The 18,618-nt window shown below is 38.0% G+C and carries 17 protein-coding genes; 14 read left to right on the forward strand and 3 right to left on the reverse strand.

Annotated elements, in window-relative coordinates; genetic code table 11:
* Positions 1–15: 15 nt before the first annotated feature.
* Positions 16–795, reverse strand: a complete 780-nt coding sequence (gene agaR / locus BTA34_RS12160; protein WP_075673686.1) for a transcriptional repressor AgaR — start codon at positions 793–795, stop codon at positions 16–18.
* Between the two features lie 535 nt (positions 796–1,330).
* On the opposite strand from agaR, the gene BTA34_RS12165 reads away from it, so the two are divergent.
* From BTA34_RS12165 to BTA34_RS12195, 7 genes are all read left to right on the forward strand, one after another.
* A complete protein-coding gene (locus BTA34_RS12165; protein ID WP_151435804.1) occupies positions 1,331–2,566 on the forward strand; it encodes an anaerobic sulfatase maturase in 1,236 nt (411 codons plus the stop codon).
* A 41-nt stretch (positions 2,567–2,607) separates the two neighbouring features.
* Positions 2,608–4,218, forward strand: a complete 1,611-nt coding sequence (locus BTA34_RS12170) for a sulfatase (RefSeq protein WP_151435805.1) — start codon at positions 2,608–2,610, stop codon at positions 4,216–4,218.
* A gap of 55 nt (positions 4,219–4,273) precedes the next feature.
* Positions 4,274–5,749, forward strand: a complete 1,476-nt coding sequence (locus BTA34_RS12175; RefSeq protein WP_151435806.1) for a DUF2264 domain-containing protein — start codon at positions 4,274–4,276, stop codon at positions 5,747–5,749.
* A gap of 114 nt (positions 5,750–5,863) precedes the next feature.
* Positions 5,864–6,718 (forward strand): tagatose bisphosphate family class II aldolase, encoded by an 855-nt coding sequence (locus tag BTA34_RS12180; RefSeq protein ID WP_109371254.1) that lies wholly within the window; start codon positions 5,864–5,866, stop codon positions 6,716–6,718.
* Positions 6,715–7,686 carry a sugar kinase gene (locus BTA34_RS12185; protein ID WP_151435807.1) on the forward strand — a complete coding sequence of 324 codons (972 nt, stop codon included), beginning with the start codon at positions 6,715–6,717 and terminating at the stop codon, positions 7,684–7,686. Before BTA34_RS12180 ends, BTA34_RS12185 begins: the two co-directional genes overlap by 4 nt.
* Positions 7,667–8,308 carry a bifunctional 4-hydroxy-2-oxoglutarate aldolase/2-dehydro-3-deoxy-phosphogluconate aldolase gene (locus tag BTA34_RS12190; protein ID WP_151435808.1) on the forward strand — a complete coding sequence of 214 codons (642 nt, stop codon included), beginning with the start codon at positions 7,667–7,669 and terminating at the stop codon, positions 8,306–8,308. The genes BTA34_RS12185 and BTA34_RS12190 overlap by 20 nt, the downstream gene beginning before the upstream one ends.
* Before the next feature lie 5 nt (positions 8,309–8,313).
* Positions 8,314–8,895, forward strand: a complete 582-nt coding sequence (locus BTA34_RS12195) for a DJ-1/PfpI family protein (RefSeq protein ID WP_151435809.1) — start codon at positions 8,314–8,316, stop codon at positions 8,893–8,895.
* An 86-nt stretch (positions 8,896–8,981) separates the two neighbouring features.
* Here the strand turns inward: BTA34_RS12195 and BTA34_RS18415 are convergent, their stop codons facing one another.
* Together BTA34_RS18415 and BTA34_RS18420 are read right to left on the reverse strand one after the other, a co-directional pair.
* A complete protein-coding gene (locus BTA34_RS18415; protein WP_265576081.1) occupies positions 8,982–9,743 on the reverse strand; it encodes a hypothetical protein in 762 nt (253 codons plus the stop codon).
* A gap of 125 nt (positions 9,744–9,868) precedes the next feature.
* Positions 9,869–10,687 (reverse strand): hypothetical protein, encoded by an 819-nt coding sequence (locus BTA34_RS18420; RefSeq protein ID WP_265576082.1) that lies wholly within the window; start codon positions 10,685–10,687, stop codon positions 9,869–9,871.
* 541 nt (positions 10,688–11,228) lie between these two features.
* Here BTA34_RS18420 and BTA34_RS12205 point away from each other — a divergent pair.
* The 7 genes from BTA34_RS12205 to BTA34_RS12235 all read left to right on the forward strand — a co-directional run bounded on the left by BTA34_RS12205 (position 11,229) and on the right by BTA34_RS12235 (position 18,303).
* Positions 11,229–11,366: a hypothetical protein gene (locus BTA34_RS12205; protein WP_322618348.1), complete on the forward strand. Its 138-nt coding sequence runs from the start codon at positions 11,229–11,231 to the stop codon at positions 11,364–11,366.
* Positions 11,367–11,987: 621 nt separating this feature from the next.
* Entirely contained in the window at positions 11,988–12,485 is a 498-nt protein-coding gene (gene tssB / locus BTA34_RS12210) for a type VI secretion system contractile sheath small subunit (RefSeq protein WP_151435810.1), read from the forward strand.
* Positions 12,486–12,508: 23 nt separating this feature from the next.
* The gene (gene tssC / locus BTA34_RS12215; protein WP_151435811.1) at positions 12,509–14,056 is read left to right on the forward strand and encodes a type VI secretion system contractile sheath large subunit; all 1,548 of its coding nucleotides are present in this window, start codon (positions 12,509–12,511) and stop codon (positions 14,054–14,056) included.
* Positions 14,057–14,068: 12 nt separating this feature from the next.
* On the forward strand, positions 14,069–15,406 hold the full coding sequence (tssK, locus tag BTA34_RS12220; protein WP_151435812.1) for a type VI secretion system baseplate subunit TssK: 1,338 nt from the start codon (positions 14,069–14,071) through the stop codon (positions 15,404–15,406).
* Complete coding sequence (gene tssL, locus BTA34_RS12225; protein ID WP_151435813.1) at positions 15,403–16,071, forward strand: type VI secretion system protein TssL, short form; 669 nt, start codon at positions 15,403–15,405, stop codon at positions 16,069–16,071. The genes tssK and tssL overlap by 4 nt, the downstream gene beginning before the upstream one ends.
* Positions 16,071–17,789, forward strand: a complete 1,719-nt coding sequence (locus BTA34_RS12230) for an OmpA family protein (protein WP_265576083.1) — start codon at positions 16,071–16,073, stop codon at positions 17,787–17,789. Before tssL ends, BTA34_RS12230 begins: the two co-directional genes overlap by 1 nt.
* Before the next feature lie 22 nt (positions 17,790–17,811).
* Positions 17,812–18,303: an Hcp family type VI secretion system effector gene (locus BTA34_RS12235; protein WP_023583757.1), complete on the forward strand. Its 492-nt coding sequence runs from the start codon at positions 17,812–17,814 to the stop codon at positions 18,301–18,303.
* Positions 18,304–18,618: the final 315 nt, after the last annotated feature.

The raw sequence follows: 18,618 nt of genomic DNA on the forward strand, positions 1-18,618 counted from the left end.
AATGGAGTTAGCAAATTACGATGCCTTATCGTCAACGATAATCACTTCGATTTTATGCTCTTTCAGTTCCTGAATATACTCCTCAGGAATACCTGAATCGGTCACTAGTATATCAATATCACCAAATTCTCTGATCATATGACAGCTGCGTTTACTGAATTTCGTAGAATCTGCAACCGCAATAATCGTTTCTGAGATATCACACATTAAACGGTTAAGACTGGCTTCCTGTTCATTGTGTGTGGTGATGCCAACACGTAAATCGAATCCGTCAACACCTAGAAACACCTTATCAAACCGATAATTTCTAAGGCTATTTTCAGCTTGTGAGCCTGAAAAAGACAACGCACTTTTGCGCAATACACCACCGGTCATTAATACTTCCACACCTGAGGTATTTGCTAACTCCATTGCGACATCCAGACCGTTAGTCATGACCACTACATTTTCGCGCGACTTTAAATGTGTCGCGATTTCGCGAGTAGTTGTCCCCGAGTCAAGAATGACGGTGTCTCCATCCTTTATCAGCGTTGCGGCAGCTTTCCCGATTAATGTTTTAATGCCCGCGTTTTGCCCACGTTTTTCGTGGATACTCAATTCGGCAATAAATCCTGTATTAGGAATTGCTGCACCATGAGAGCGAACGATATAACCATTTTTCTCAAGAAAGCTTAGATCGCTGCGGATAGTGACACTTGAGACTTTAAATAATTCAGCGAGATCTTCGACTCTGGCTTTACCTTGTTGGTTTACCATATCGAGGATTTCCATACGCCTCTCAACTGCCGCTTTCACTTTCGTCTCCTTACGAAACCAAAAGACTTTCTTTCGATTGGTTTCGAATGTAGTTTACTACGCCAATTTTTACCGACAATGCAAAAAAACAAAACTTTTGATCTCTTTCACAAAGTTTCGAATCACTATCGATTGCTTACGATTATTTTCGTGTAGCTTCAATCATAGCCTTGAGGCCACCAGTTTCCAATAAATAAAATGATATAACGCAACGTTATACTTATGATTACACCATATATAACTAGATCAAACCCAATAATATTGATTTAATCTTATACAAACCCACAAAAAACAGCTTAAAACTCCACATCATGCATTTCTTTTCGAAAAACAAATCAAAATAAATAGCTCAAATAGTCAATAAAATATGAAATAGTATCGAATCGAAAGTATTTTAATCGAAAATTTAGGTTCTCATCTTTCGAAAATAACTTTCATTTACTTTCGATATTTCGTATTTGTGATTTTAATCTCTTTTGTTTTGATAAATTTTACGTAATGTAACAGGATAAAAAAGAAACTCAGGAAATGACGAATGGCATTAAATCAACCTGCTTATTTTCATATGATGGCAAAACCCACAAGCTACCACTGTAATATTAAGTGTGAATACTGCTTTTATCTGGAAAAAGAAAATATTTTTCCAGATGAAGAAAAAAAGACAGGTCATACCGTCATGCCTGATGGTGTCCTTCGTCGTTATATTAAAGACTATATTCAATCACACAGTAGCGATCAGGTTGATTTTTCTTGGCAAGGTGGCGAGCCAACACTTGCAGGATTAGCCTTCTTTGAGCAAGTCGTCAAATATCAAAAGCAATTTGCTAACGGCAAGACAATTACAAATAGCGTACAAACCAATGCAATCGCTATTAATCGCCAATGGGCGCAATTTTTTGCTGATAACCACTTTCTATTAGGCGTTTCAATTGATGGTATTGAAGCGGTTCACGATAAATATCGTATTTCAGTCAATGGCAGCCCTACTTTTGAACGAGTAAAGCGCGCGATTAAGCTACTCAATGAATATGGTGTTGAATTTAATACACTCACTGTCGTTAATGACCAAAACTGGAATAAAGGAAAAGAAACCTACCAAGCTTTAAAAGAATTAGGTTCAACCTTCTTTCAATTTATTCCCATTGTCGAAGTCGATAGACGCTTTCCTCATACTCATGGGGGACATTATGCTCCGGGTCCCAATGCACAATTAGCGCCATTTTCTGTTCCGGCTGAAGGCTACGGACAATTTATGACCGAAGTATTTAATGAATGGATACACCAAGGTGATATTGGAAAGGTATATATCCGTTTATTTGATAGCTTATTAGGTACATGGATGGGATATCCCGCATCAACATGTATTCAATCAAAAACCTGTGGTCAGGCGTTAATTATCGAAGCAAATGGTGACGTTTATTCTTGTGATCACTATGTTTATCCCGCCAATAATTTAGGCAATATCCATCAAAATAGCCTTGCTCACTTAGTAACATCAAAACAGCAACAGCGATTTGGTCAAAATAAATACGATAAACAAACAAGTCTTTGTAAACAGTGTGAAGTACAAAGCTTATGTTATGGCGGTTGCCCTAAACATCGCATTATTGCTATTGAAGGCGAAAAACATCGTCATAACTACTTGTGTCGCTCTTATAAACAAATATTTCATCATACAGCGATAGGTATGCAGTTGATGCAGCAAGCTATTTCACGAGGAGGTCTCGCCAGCGATGCACTTCCTGCAATGAAAAAAAACTACATAAAGTAGCCCTATTTTTTATTTTATCTTGTTTATTCTGGAGACAATTCGTGACCTTACTTTCTGTTAGAAAAAGCTTACTCGCTGGGCTAATTGCCACATCATGTTTAAGCGCTCCAATATCTGTCAATGCCGGTGGAACACCTGAAAAACCGAATATTTTACTGATAGTGATGGATGATTTAGGCACAGGACAACTCGATTTTGTGCTTGATACTTTAGATGTTGATGCATTAGCACAAAGACCGACACCTCCTCGTTATGAAGGTGATATCAATAAAATGGTCGAAGCGGCTCGCATTGCCATGCCTAATGTCAGCAATATGGCGGCAAATGGCGCAAAAATGACTAATGCATTTGTTGCGCACCCTGTTTGTGGTCCTTCTCGAGCGGGTATCTTTACTGGGCGCTCTCCAGCAAGCTTTGGTACTTACAGTAATGACGATGCTATTTTAGGTATTCCACAAGATATCAAACTATTACCCTCACTTTTCCAAGAAAATGGCTATGCCACCGCCAGTATCGGTAAATGGCATAATGCAAAAGTGATCCGCAAACCGAAAATTAATGAAAGTAAGCAAACCCGCGATTACCACGATAATATGATCTCAACGCCGGAAGCGGGTTATGCCCCTCATGAACGAGGTTTCGATTATGACTTTAGCTATTACGCATCAGGTGTGGCTTTATGGAACTCACCTGCATTCTGGCGTAATGGTGTCAATGTTCCTGCACCAGGCTATACCACACATCTTTTAACCGATGAGACATTAAAATTTATTGATGAGCATAAAGATAAACCTTTTTTTATTAATCTTTCTTACAGCGTTCCTCATATCCCGCTAGAACAAGCTTCGCCCGCTAAATATATGGAGAAATTCGATACCGGTAATGTTGAAGCAAATAAATATTTTGCGGCATTAAATGCTGCCGATGAAGGCATCGGTCAAATTATTGCGAAATTAAAAGAAAACGGCGAGTTAGAAAATACACTGATCTTTTTCTTATCGGATAATGGCGCTGTTAATGAGTCACCAATGCCAATGAATGCGATGGATAGAGGTTTTAAAGGGCAAATGTTTAATGGTGGCGTTAGAGTACCTTTTATTGCTTATCAACCCGGCACTATTCCAGCCGGAACAAAAAGTGATGAGATGATCTCCGCACTTGATATTTTACCGACCGCACTACAAACAGCAGGTATTGCGATCCCTGACAATCTAAATGTTGAAGGGAAAAACATCATGCCTTTACTTAAAGGTGAAACAACAAAATCCCCTCACAACTATCTTTATTGGGCAGGACCCGGCACTAAACATTACAGTGAAGAAAACCAAGAGTTTTGGCATGGATATCACCAATGGATAACCTATCAACGTAAAACACCGCCTACAAATCCTAATTTAGAAAAACTCTCTAAAGGAGCTTGGGCTGTACGTGACGGAGAATGGGCGCTCTATTTTTATGATGATGGAAAAAATCAGCCTCAACTTTTTAACGATAAAAAAGATCCGGCTGAATCAATCGATCTTGCTAAACAAAATCCACAAAAAGTGACAGAGCTAAAAAATGCGTATTACCAGTGGATCAAAGATAAGCCAAAGCCCGTTATTTGGGGACAAGATCACTATCAAATACTCGTAGATTCTGCAAAACCTTAATATTCAACTTCCGTTTTGTTTCGCAAGGATGCGTCTTTTTTTCTGAGATACGAAAATGGCTATTGAAATTGCATCTTCAGCACGTCCAAAACTCCCTTATGAGCACCCAAACGTAGAAATCTACCAACGCTTATTTAAGGAAAATATCATTCGACGATTAGTCAGAAAATCCGCTTATCGTCGCTATGATAAAACGATCACTGACTTTTTTAATGATGAAAGTCAGTCGCTTTTCTCTTTATGTGAAATGCTGACACAGTATGTCACACAGGCTTTTCATCATTACCAAGTCTGGGGTTACTCTCATGCTTATTATCCCGGAAGCCCGGGACAACAAACGGCAAGAACGGATGCTCTTGAAGGTGTTAGCAGGGTACTTCCTCTACTTGCAACATGGATAGTGAGTAGCAAAAAAAGTACGTTGATGGGATTAAATCATCAAGCTTTCAACTTACCTTTAATCATCAAGCAAAGCTTTATTCATGGCACTGATCCACTGCATAAAGGATATTGGGGGAAACTTGAAGATTACGATCAACGAATTTGTGAAGCATCTGATTTAGCACTCACGCTTTGGATAAGCCGTAAATGGGTGTGGGATACATTAACGCCCGCAATACAACAACAAATTATGACTTGGTTCGAACAAGTTAATCACTGTGAAATTGTTGATAATAACTGGCACTTTTTCCCACTTACCGTCCAATTTGTCATTAAAGCACTCACAGGAAAAGATACGATTGCCCATTGGCGCTATGAACGATTAAAAGAGTTTTATGTGGGTGATGGATGGTTTCGAGATGGAGCAAAAGGTAATTATGATTACTACAATGCGTGGGGTTTTTACTATTCATTGTATTGGTTAACGCAAATTGATCCTCAATTTGATACAACATTTATTACTCAATCACTTAATACCTTTAATCAACATTACCTTTATTTTATGACGCCAAAAGGTATTCCTTTCTTTGGTCGAAGTGCCTGTTATCGTCTTGCGGTTTCTGCTCCATTATTAGCAGGTGTCGATTTACATTGTCCTTCAGTAAAAGTCGGCGAGGCAAAACGCGCTTTTGAAAGCAGTTTACGTTATTTTATTTCTCAAGGTGCATTAAAAAATGGCGCTCCCACTCAAGGTTTATTTACTCACGATCCTCGTTTGGTTGATAACTACAGTGGACCTGCCAGTAGCTTTTGGTCATTACGTGCCGTGATTATCGCGCTTTATTGTGCTGATCGTATCAATTTATGGCAAACCCCTTCACTTCCATTACCAATCGAAAAAGATAACTTTCGTTTCGAAATTCCTGCTATTCAAGCCTCAGTGACTGGAGTGAAAGCAACACAAGAGGTAAACGTTATTTTTTGCGAAGATTATACCACTCAGCAAACACCATTAACCCGCCGTTTAGAAAAACAGACCTTAGCACAAAAAATCGCTGAAACCGTGATAGGACAGTCTAGGCGACCGAAAAATAATTTATTACGCAAAGGGATCACCAGTTATAGCTCTAAAATGTCACATTTTTTCTAATCACCTTTCATTTGCTTTCAGTGCGAAGGCAATAAAAATGTGATTTAGATCTTTTACCTTTCTATTTCTTTCGTTTATTATGATTCGTAATCAAACGAAAGATGAGAGGCAAACATGTATCTGGTTTCTACTCGTAATATGCTCAATAAAGCACAGCGTGAAAATTATGCTGTGCCTGCTTTTAATATTCATAACTTGGAAACCATTCAAGTTGTGATGGAAACAGCCGCTGAGATGGCATCTCCTGTGATCTTAGCGGGTACACCAAGCACGTTTGCTTATGCAGGTAGTGATTATTTGATCTCTATTTGCCAGCAGGCCGCAGAACAATATCGTATCCCTGTAGCCCTACATTTAGATCACCATGAAGATATTCCTGATATTTGTCATAAAGTCATTTCTGGTGTGCGATCTGCCATGATTGATGCCTCTCATTTTCATTTTGAAGAAAACATTCGCATCGTCAAAGAAGTTGTTAATTTCTGCCATCATTGGGATTGCACTGTTGAAGCTGAATTAGGTCGTTTAGGTGGGCAAGAAGATGACTTAGTCGTAGATGCTAAAGATGCGCTTTTCACCGATCCTGATTCAGCGGTACAATTTATCAAAGCAACGGGTATTGATTCATTAGCGGTTGCAATTGGTACCGCGCATGGCATGTACAAACATGAACCTCATCTTGATTTTGATCGTTTAGCTATTATTCGTCAAAAGACTGACATTCCTTTAGTTCTTCATGGCGCATCGGGTATTCCTGATGCCGATGTACGCCGTTGTATTGATTTAGGTATTTGCAAAGTTAACGTTGCAACCGAACTGAAAATTGCTTTCTCTAACGCTATCAAACAATACTTTTTAGATAACCCTGATGCAAGTGATCCTCGTCATTACCTTGTACCAGGCAAAGCCGCAATGAAAGCTGTGGTTGCAGATAAAATTCGTGTCTGTAAAAGTGATGGAAAACTGTGAAAACCAATAAAACTGTCGCCATTATTGGCGAATGTATGATAGAGCTGAGTGGTCAACCTTTCTTACCACAACAACAACGTTTTGGTGGCGATACACTAAATACCGCACTCTATTTATCGCGACTCTCGCCTTCATTACATCCGCTTTATATGACAGGATTAGGCACTGATACTTACAGTGCCTTAATGCAGAAAGCATGGGAAAACGAGGGGATCGACTGCCAATCTGTTATTACTATTCCCGAAAAACTTCCCGGTTTATATGCTATTGAAATTGATGCTCATGGTGAGCGCAGTTTCCATTATTGGCGAAGTGATGCTGCCGCTCGTTATATTGCGACCGATAAGCGTTTTTTAGACAGTTTCGATGCGCTTCCTGATGATAGCGTCATTTATCTAAGCGGCATTTCTCTTGCTATTTTAACCCATAAAGGAAAAATCGCTTTACTCACCTTATTAGCGCAGCTTAAACAGCGTGGAATGACGCTCATTGTCGATTCTAATTATCGACCACGTTTATGGGATTCAATACCTCATGCACAAGAGTGGTTCGAGAAACTGTATCACATTAGCGATATTGCTTTAGTCACAGGTGATGATGAGCAAATACTTTGGCAACAGCCCGCGTTGACAGAACAAAGTATTGCACAACGCCTTCATCAATGGGGTAATCAGAACGTCATTGTCAAATTGGGCGCTAAAGGCGCTTACTGGTCTGACGGCAACAATACAGGCTATGTTTCTCCCAAACCTATTGATTCTGTTATTGATACTACCGCCGCAGGTGACTCTTTTAATGCCGCTTTTATTGCAGCTTGGCTGCAAAATCAAAGCCTATCGACTTGCTGTTTATGGGGAAATACCTTAGCTGGGCTTATCATTCAACACCATGGCGCCATCATTCCTCATGAAATTACTGATTCATTCTACACACTAATCAAGGATAACCATGACACAGTCAATTGTTGATACTCTTTCATCACTGAAAGTGATCCCCGTGATCCAAATTAATCGCGCTGAAGATGCAATCTGGCTGGGTGAAATTCTAACCCAAAATCAACTACCTGTTGCTGAAATTACCTTTCGTACACCAGCAGCAGCCAAAGCCATAAAACTAATGCATGAACACTTTCCTGAACTTATTTTATGTGCAGGAACAGTATTAACTGCGCAACAAGCAGATATGGCAAAAGAAGCTGGAGCAAGCTTTGTTATTTCTCCGGGTTATAACCCAAGTACCGTTGATTACTGCCTTAATAACGGCATTGATATTGTGCCGGGCATTAACAATCCAAGCCAAATCGAGGTCGCACTTGAAAAAGGCTTAACCTTACTTAAATTCTTCCCTGCAGAAGCCTCTGGCGGTGTAAAAATGCTAAAAGCATTAGCGTCACCTTACGCCCAAGTACAATTTATGCCTACAGGTGGCATTAGTTTAAATAACGTGAGTGATTATCTTGCTATTCCACAAGTTGTTGCTTGTGGAGGAAGCTGGATTGCTACAGCAGATACCATCGATAAACAAGATAAAGAAACCATTGTTAATCATATTCAAAGTATCCACTCATTATTAAAAACATATAAGGGATAAATAAAATGAAACAAGTTGCCGTTTTATTAGCTGATGGATTTGAAGAAGGTGAAGCCGTTATTTTTATTGATATCATGCGCCGTCTTGATATTCATGTCGATGTACTTTCTTGCATGGATAGCTTGGTATTAAATACTTATTTTGAAACTAAAATCAGCGCTGATTTTCTATTAACTGAAAAGCTAACACATAGCTATGACGCAATCATGATGCCGGGTGGTCCTAAAGGCACAGATCGTTTATGCGCTAACGAGCAAGTTATTCAATTTATTAAACGCCATATTACTGAAGATAAGTATATTTGTGCACTGTGCTCTTCTGGAGCAAAAGTATTAGCAGCACATCATCTTCTTGAAGGTCGTAATTACAGTACTGGCGATAAATTAGCAGATAAATACGATGATGGTCATTATCTTGATCAAGATGTTGTTGTTGATGGAAAGTTTATCAGTGCAAAAGGGTTAGGTGTGAGTTTTGAATTTGCCTTTACAGTAGCTCGCCATTTATTAAGCGACAATACAGAAAAAGTAGACTGGCAAGCTAATCATATTTATTTCAAACACTGGCCGTTAGATTACCTAAAATAGCTAAATTAATTATTATTAACGATATAAAGGGGATTAACTCCCCTTTATATTTTCACTTTGAATAACGATAAATTAATATACAGAAATTATTTTTGTTTAAATGCATGAGGCTCGGAGTAGTGCCACAATTTATCCCAATATTCTTTAATAAAGGTGCTAACGGCTTCTTCACCTTCAACAAGATAGTTAAATTCTGACAAATATCCTGGGTACATATTATCTGAACCAACAATATACAATTCATCATCAATAATAGTCACTTTTGCATGGTTCCCCGGTGCAGGAGCAACTTTAGGATAAATACCACTCGCATTAACCAATGACCAGAATGGGTGCCCAATATCACCTTGTTTTGGTGGATCTTCGCTCAATGGTGCTTCTTTTAATGTAGCGGTATAAGATGATTCATCTGCATCTGGCCATTTATATGTTTTACCTTCCGTTTGCAGTGCTTTTGGTACTTTATCGGTAAAAAAGAATGGCGCAATTTTAATACGACGCAACGCTGATTCACGAATTTTATCAGGAGCAGGAATAACGGCATCTGTATCAACATCATGAGTCAGATAATATTTAAATAATTCAAAGGTTCTTTGCGCACCTGAGCCAAATGAATATTGGTCACCATTGGCACCAGCAGCAGCATCTAATGGTGAAACTACAATTTCAACTTCTAGCTCTGGATTTTTTAATAACGCATCAATAATCCAATGACAGACGGGGTGATCTTTCCATTTTTTCTTCCATGCACTCACAACATCTTGTTGAGACATACGAATTTTTTTCTTAGCATTTTTTATAAGATATTCCTTCATTTTCTCGGAACCTTTCTTATAATCAACTCGCATATCAGCCCCTTGCCAATATTTTCCTACTGATAAAATACGGTCTGTTTTAAAAAAGCCTTCATCAGGTAATTTAGCTAAGTTTTCTTCGTTTATTTTTTTAATTTCTTTTAGAATACTTTTCTTCGTTAACGGGTCGGCAATACGATAACTTGCTTTTTTAGCAACCCACTCATTTTTTTACTATCAAAGTATTCTTTTGAAATTAAGTCATCACCTACATCCCACATATTATTTAAAAATAGCTGTGAATGAAGTGCAGACTCACCAATAACTTTAACTGAAACATCATGAACTGGCGGATAGCTTTTAAATAGATCCATATTTAAATTATGACCACCAACAAAAGCTTCACTGCCATCAACAGCAATAATTTTTGTATGGTTCCATGTCATTCGAGTATCTAATTCAGAAATAAAATCTTCTGGTAGTACTTTTTTTTCTAAAGAGACTTTTAAGCCATCAATAATACGGTAAAAGCGACCAATCCAAATATCTGGAATACATTCCCAATATTTCCCGCGCTCTTTAATCAATTCAATAAGATCTTTTTTCAATGCCAGATATTCAGGCGTTCCACTAAAATAGTATTTAATACCGTTTAATAAAACGGTTGGTGTTTGTGCAAATAAAAATCGAATTTGCGTACGTTCTTTACGCCCTTTCTTTTCAGAAAAAGATTTATCAATTGCAGCAAGAATAATTTTACGCCACTCTTCATCAGGGGCATTAAGAGATGAAATATCACAGCGATACAGCATGTTATCTAAGATAGATGTAATGGCTTGTTCAAATTCAGCTTCACGCTCTATCGCTTTTGGCATAATTTCTTTACCAAATGGCATTCCCCATACATGGGGTGTATCAAAAATCTTCACATAGTTATTTTCAGAGGTTTCATTGAAGAAACCTTTTAATTCTGTTTTTAATCCATCAATAAGTTTCATAATATTCCTTTATTTTACAGACAGGGCGTCCATATTATTTAAATAAACATTTAAATAATTAGCGCTTAAATTAATATAGATAAAATGTTTTCATTCCTATAAAAACATTACTTACCAGACATATGATAATTTGATACAAATCTAATGATTTCCATATAACATTCAACACCTCCTTGCGCTTAAAAAGATCAAACCAGAATTTTATATTTTAGGTATCATTAATAATAAAACTATTCTTATTTAAAATAGACCACTAACAATAAAAAATAGTTATTATTAATCTACAAAACTAGTCACATCGATATTTATTAGCCTATAAATGACCCCTTATAAATTATCATTTATTGATTTGATCTTTTTTATATAAATTATTTAACAGGTATAGCTGTATTAAATAACAGGTTTATCTGTATTATTTTTAATAGGAGGAAACATGAATCTTGCACATAGAGTTAAAACCAGAAGAGATGCCTTGGGGCTTACTCAGACTGAAGTAGCTGAAAAGCGGGTATCAGACAACAATCTTGGGCTTCAATAGAAGATGGCTCCACAAATTATTAGCATTGCAAGAGCTTTAGATTTTGAACTTGTGACATTAAATAGTGATTATCCAACACTTAGCAGTGAAAACACGCCATTAATGATCATTGGTACGATGATTGAGCATCGTAAACGATAACGATTATTCCCCCAAAATAACCCCAATAATAAAGCTATATTATTGGGGTTTATCTCAAAACAGTTTTATCTGTTTTTCTTCTGATTTAATCAAAATATTCATAAAATCACACCATTTATTAACCCAAAAAAGAATGAAAGAAAGTTAAATAGCTCTTAATTCACTTAATAATTAATACTTAGAAATGAAGATATTAAAACCTAAGGTTTAAAGAGAGTTATTACTTTGTTTCTATTCTCTCATCATCCGATACGCCAATTAATAACACGCACTGATTGTAACTCAAAATATCAATAAGAATAATTACTATGTATATATACTGAACAAATAAATAAAAACAACTAAAAATAGAAAAACACCATTCGCAAACAATATAATATGTAAAATAAACATCAAATTATGGTATTTATTTGGAATATACCTCTAATTACCCCTGAAATTTTTTCTTTCCATTTTCTTTTAATTTTAGAGATATCTCTTAAAAATATTAAGATAAATTGATTTATTTAATTTTATTCAATATAAGGAGGTGTGACTTAAGGTAAATTTCTTGGTGGTGAAATTCATTATTATTTCCACTTTCAAGAGATCCTTTATTCGTTTTAATACAAGGATTTTATTATGTCAGATAGTTTTCAAAATGAAGTGCCTAAAGCTCGGGTAAATATAAAGCTCGACTTACATACAGGTGGCGCACAGAAAAAAGTAGAATTGCCTTTAAAACTATTGGCTATTGGTGACTACAGCAACGGAAAAGATAAACGTATTCTTTCAGAAAGAGAAAAGGTCAATATCAATAAAAATAACTTCAATAGTGTTCTCACTGAATTTTCTCCGTCAGTCAATCTTACCGTAAAAAATACATTAGCAAACGATGGTAGCGAAGAGAGTATTAATCTGACATTTAAAGAAATGGCTGATTTTGAACCAGAGCAAGTTGCTCGCCAAATACCACAACTTCGCGCCATGTTAGCAATGCGTAATCTCTTACGTGACTTGAAATCTAACCTTCTTGATAACATCACTTTTCGCCGTGAACTCGAAAATATCCTTAAAGATCCTGCATTAAGTGATGAACTACGCGAAGAGCTATCTCAACTCGCACCGAAAAAAGACTAATTGGATTTTATCATTACAGGATTATGCTTATGTCAGTGAATAGCGAAAATATTTCAAAAAGTACAACAACTGTACTTGATGAACCAGCCAATAGTGGTGTTTACGCCTCATTATTTGAAAAAATTAACCTCACTCCTGTTTCTCAGATAAGTGATATTAATATCTTCCAAGACAATAGCGCTCTTGCAGATACAACAGCAAATGAACGCGTTACTGTTGCTGTTCAAGTTTTTCTCGATCGCTTGAAATTTTCGGGTCAAAAAGTTGAACGTTTAGATAGAAATCTGCTTGACCATCATATTGCTGATTTAGATAAACAAATTAGTGAACAGCTTGATGAAGTCATGCATCACGCAGAGTTCCAAAAAATTGAATCAGCATGGCGTGGATTAAAATTCTTAGTTGATCGCACAGATTTTCGCCAAAACGTAAAAATTGAACTTCTGGATATTGCAAAAAACGATTTACGACAAGATTTCGAAGATTGCCCAGAAACTATTCAAAGTGGTCTTTATCACCACACTTATATTGAAGAATATGACACCCCAGGTGGCGAACCTATTGCAGCTATTATCTCTAACTATGAGTTTGATCGTAGTCCTCAAGATATCGCACTTTTACGAAATATCGCAAAAATATCAGCATCAGCCCACATGCCATTTGTTGGCTCGGTTGGTCCTGCATTTTTTGGTAAAGACTCGATGGAAGAAGTGGCGGCTATTAAGGACATCAGCAACTACTTTGACCGCGCTGAATATATCAAATGGAAATCTTTCCGCGATTCTGACGATGCCCGTTATATTGGTTTAACGATGCCTCGCGTTTTAGGCCGCCTTCCTTATGGTCCAGACACCATTCCTGTGCGTAGTTTTAATTATATTGAAGAAGTCAAAGGTCCAGACCATGAGAAATATTTGTGGACAAATGCAACCTTTGCTTTTGCTGCCAATATGGTTAAAAGCTTTATTAACAATGGCTGGTGTGTACAAATTCGAGGTCCTCAAGCTGGCGGTGCTGTAAAAGATTTGCCGATTCACCTTTATGATTTAGGCATAGGAAGTCAGGTCAAAATTCCATCTGAAGTGATGATCCCTGAAACACGAGAATTTGAATTTGCCAATCTCGGTTTTATTCCGTTGTCTTACTATAAAAACCGCGATTACTCTTGTTTCTTCTCTGCAAATTCGGCACAAAAACCAGCTATTTATGAAACGGCAGATGCAACAGCTAATAGCCGTATCAATGCGCGTTTACCTTATATTTTCCTCCTTTCGCGAATTGCTCATTATCTGAAATTAATTCAGCGTGAAAATATTGGTACCACAAAAGATCGCCGCTTATTAGAGCTTGAGTTAAATAATTGGGTTCGTAGTTTAGTGACCGAAATGACCGATCCAAGTGATGATTTACAAGCTTCTCATCCACTTCGTGATGCAAAAGTGGTAGTGGAAGATATTGAAGATAATCCGGGCTTTTTCAGAGTAAAACTGTATGCCGTTCCACACTTCCAAGTGGAAGGAATGGATGTGGATCTCTCATTAGTATCTCAAATGCCAAAAGCGAAAGCATAAGGTGAATCACGGATGAAAATATACCGCCCCCTCTGGAGTGATGGGGCCTTTTTGGCTCCTCAGCAATTCCAACAACAAGCAAGATGGGACAGCTATCTCATTAGTACCATCGCCAATATGACGATTGCATCAACATGGGGCGTAATTTGTGCTGAATTTGATGAAAGTGCCTTAACGATTTCACGTCTTAGCGCACAAAAATTAATTGTGCGTTTTCCTGATGGAACCCTGATCGATACAACACTGGCTGATAATCTACCGCCTGTTAATGAACTCAGCCATTATTCCCAACATCAAACACTTGATATCGTATTAGCTCTACCTTTATTGCAAGCCAATGGTGGCAATCTAATGCAAGAAGGTCGTTCTGATAGACCACAACAGTTCTATCAAGAGTGGATGAAAGTACAAGATTTAATTGGTCAAGAACAAACGGATATCGCTGTGTTAAGACACAGTATTACTTTGCGTTATGCCCATGAAGAAAACAGCGCCTATATGACTTGCCCTGTTGCTAGATTAATTCGTAACACTCAAGGCGCATGGGAGCTAGATAAACACTTTATTCCACCATTACTCAGCTGTAATGCAAGCGCTGAATTAACGACATTATTCTCAGAATTCATGCATCGCTTAGTCGCAAAACGTCGCCGCTTAATGACGATGCGCCGCGAAAATAATGAGCAAATGGCTGATTTTGCTGTTGCTGATGTCTCGCTCTTTTGGCTACTAAATGCAATTAACAGTGCGGAACCTGTATTAAGTGAATTACTATCATCAATGGGGCGTCACCCGGAGCTTCTTTATCGTGAATTAGTGCGTTTAGCGGGGGCGCTACTAACATTTTCACTTGATCATGAAAATGGCGATATTCCACTTTATCAACATTCATCCCCTGAACAGGTTTTTCCACCTTTATTTGGCTTACTTAATACCCTGTTAGAAGCGAGTTTACCTTCACGCGTAATTAGCATTGCTCTCGATAAAGAAGGGCCGTTCTGGCGTGGTGAGTTGCATGATCCTCGCCTACGCGAAGATGCTGATTTCTATCTTTCAGTGCGTTCTGCATTACCAGCACATTTGTTGATCACTCAATTTCCATTACTTTGTAAAGCAGGTAGTAATGACGATGTTGCAAGTGTCGTTAATGTCGCACTTAACGGTATTCCATTACAACCTTTAACACATGTTCCTGCCGCTATCCCTCTGCGTTTAGAAAATCACTATTTTGCTCTTGAACTCAATAATCCTGCTGCTCAAGCCATGCTCTCTTCAGGTCACTGTGCTTTTTATGTGCCCGGAACATTAGGTGAAATTCAACTCGAACTTTTTGCGGTACTTCGCTCATGATAACGAATACAAGAACAGCTAAAAATAACATGATTGATATGCTTTTTGCTGATACTTGGTTAATGGTATGTCAGCTACGCCAAGGTGCTGAAATTACTGATGGAAAAGCCTTCTATAAGCGTGTCTGTGAACATATTGATAAGACACACCAACACCTCACAGAAAAAGGTTATTCCCAATCAGCCATCGAAAACATGCTTTATGCACAATGCGCTTTAATTGATGAGAGCGTGATGAATCGTACTGAGCGTGATGATGGTTACTTACAGTGGATACAATCCCCGTTACAAGCCAAGTATTTCAATACATTAGAAGCCGGCGACAAACTATGGGATAGGTTGCGAAATCTATTAAATGAACCAGCACCCAACCACGATGTACTTATTTGTTTTCATCGTGTGATCACACTAGGCTTTGTTGGTAAATATCGCCACATCAATGCGCCTGAACGTGAACAAATTATTGAGTTACTCAATACTCAACTTCCCGCCTATGCACTATCAAGTGATTTACCTTTAGTGATGAAACCCAAGCATCGAATGAATCGCCGTCATATTTATTGGCTAGGCTGGTTTGGGGGAATTGTGGTGATTGCAATGCTGTGGTGGGGTTTTTCTGTGTCATTAGAAAATTTACTTCAACAATGGGTAATTCAAGGAAAGTGATGCAAAAAAACAGGATAAAACAGTGTATTACATTGTTTTCAGCATGCTTATTATTGTGGTTGCTTTGGGGGTTTTGGTCTTTTGGTAAAGAGATCTCCATTTTTCTGACGGCCTTTATTTGTCTGGTCACTCTCACTTTATGTGTCTGGTTTTTCCGTCAACAAAAAACTGCGCCCTACCTTCAGAATGCACTTACAAACCAGCTCCCTCCTAATAACTATCAAGGCGCTGTTATTATTGTTTGTGGTCAATCAAAAGTGCTTTTTCATGAAAATCAGACCTATCGAGAAACAGCTAAAGGTTGGTATATTTACGCCTCTTCTCCTATTGATTTGATCAACATCACTCAACATATCGTTGATATCGCCCCCTTGCAATTACGCCGATTATCACTGTTATACGCCTTATTGCCTGAACAACTATTACAACAAGAAGAAGCTGCTCAAGAAACACTTAATTGGCGTCGCGCTATTCATGAAAGCAATAAAAAAACAGGTAAAACATTACCTTTTTGGGTGACGCTTTATCTTAATTCCCCAGTTAATTATCTCAATTCACATTTTGATGACACAACACCATGGATAACCTATTTAAATGGTCAGCCAGAGTTACTTGTTGTCTCTGATAATTTGGCAACTCATTCTATTTCAACATGGTTATCACAAAATAGAGAGCAAACCGAAAACCAACTCACCATAGCACTCTGGCTTGATCAATTACTTGCTTGGTTAAAAAGTGAATTTATTCCTCTGATTACTGTTGCTCAATCCGGTGCTCCAAGTCTTATTCCTGCTGCTTGGGCAATTCAACTTACCACTGTTCCTACTATTTCAGATAACAGTTGGGCTAAATTTATTCACCATAAAACCACGTTATCTCCGTCTATTATCAAAACATCAAATAATAACGACGAATTACCGTTACCAGATATTGTGATTGATAAACTCACTCACGATGTCAATTTACTAAAAATAGAAACTACCTTTGGTATTGTTGGCATGATTTGTGGATTGTTTCTTATTGGTGCGCTCTCAGGTAGCTATCACCATAACAAGCAATTAATCTACGATAATAGTAATGATATCAATCACTTTAAAAGCATTAACGACGAAAATTTAGAACCTAAAAAAGTGGCTTATCAACAGTTACTTTCAGATGCAACGTTTCTCTCTCATTGGCAACGAGAAGGTACTCCTGCTCGCTATTCTTTAGCGTTATATCAAGGAAATAACATCTTACCTTATTTGCATGCCTTGCTTAGTTCATGGGCGCCCCCACTACCACCAGCGCCTATCATCGTACAAGAAGTTCCTGAAATGGTGACGTTAGATAGCCTTGCCCTCTTCGCTTCTGGTCAATACGAATTAAAAAATGAGGCCACCAAAGTGCTTGTTGATGCACTTATCAATATAAAAGCCAAGCCGGGTTGGTTAATTGTTATTTCAGGGTACACCGACAACACCGGCAATCCTGATTTAAACCAAAAACTTTCTCTTAAACGAGCTGAAGCGGTACGTGATTGGATGATCAAAACCAGTGATATCGCACCCTCTTGCTTTGCCGTGCAAGGATATGGTCAGCATCAGCCTATTGCAGATAACTCAACACTCGATGGTCGAGCGAGTAATCGTCGAGTCGAAATTCGCCTAATACCTCAAGCCGATGCTTGTCAGGTATTAGCTGATGACCTTACGCCACTGAAGGATGGTGGCAACTAAACCTTAGAAAGGAGATGTAATTATGGCTATTCCTGTATACCTCTGGTTAAAAGATGACGGTAATGCAGACATCAAAGGTTCTGTAAATGTTCAAGATCGTGAAGGCAGTATCGAAGTCGTCGCTCAAGATCACAACTTATACATTCCAACAGATAACAATACTGGCAAATTAACTGGTACACGTATCCATACTCCATTTATTTTCGTAAAAGAAATTGATGCTTCTAGCCCGTATTTATACAAGGCAGTGACTACTGGGCAAACGTTGAAAAAAGCAGAATTTAAGTGGTATCGCATCGATGATGCAGGTCAAGAAGTTGAATATTTCAACACTACGCTTGAAAACGTCAAGGTAGTCAAAGTGGCTCCTAAGATGCACAACATCAAAGATCCGACGAAAGAAAAACACAATCACCTTGAAGAAGTTGAATTGCGTTATGAAAAAATAACTTGGACTTACAAAGACGGAAATATCATTCATTCAGATTCATGGAATGAACGAGCCACTGCGTAAAACCGAAACAAACAGGCGGATAACCGCCTGTTTTTAAAACATTTAAATTAAAACCCTATTACCTATTTACACCCTAAATAATCAAGATATAGCCAAGCTACAAATAAACGAATCACTAGGAGCATATATCAGCATGTGACTAGTGCGAGTGAGTGCAGTCAACAACGCTACAACTTAAAACTCGACGAGTAAATACTCTAAATAGTTCAAGGTGTAGCTAGGCGACAAGTGAATGAGTCACTAGGAGCATACATCAGTATATGACTAGTGCGAGTGAGTGCAGTCAACAACGCTACAACTTAAAACTCGACGAGT

The organism is Proteus sp. CD3 (assembly GCF_008808075.1).
Classification (GTDB): Bacteria; Pseudomonadota; Gammaproteobacteria; order Enterobacterales; family Enterobacteriaceae; genus Proteus; species Proteus appendicitidis.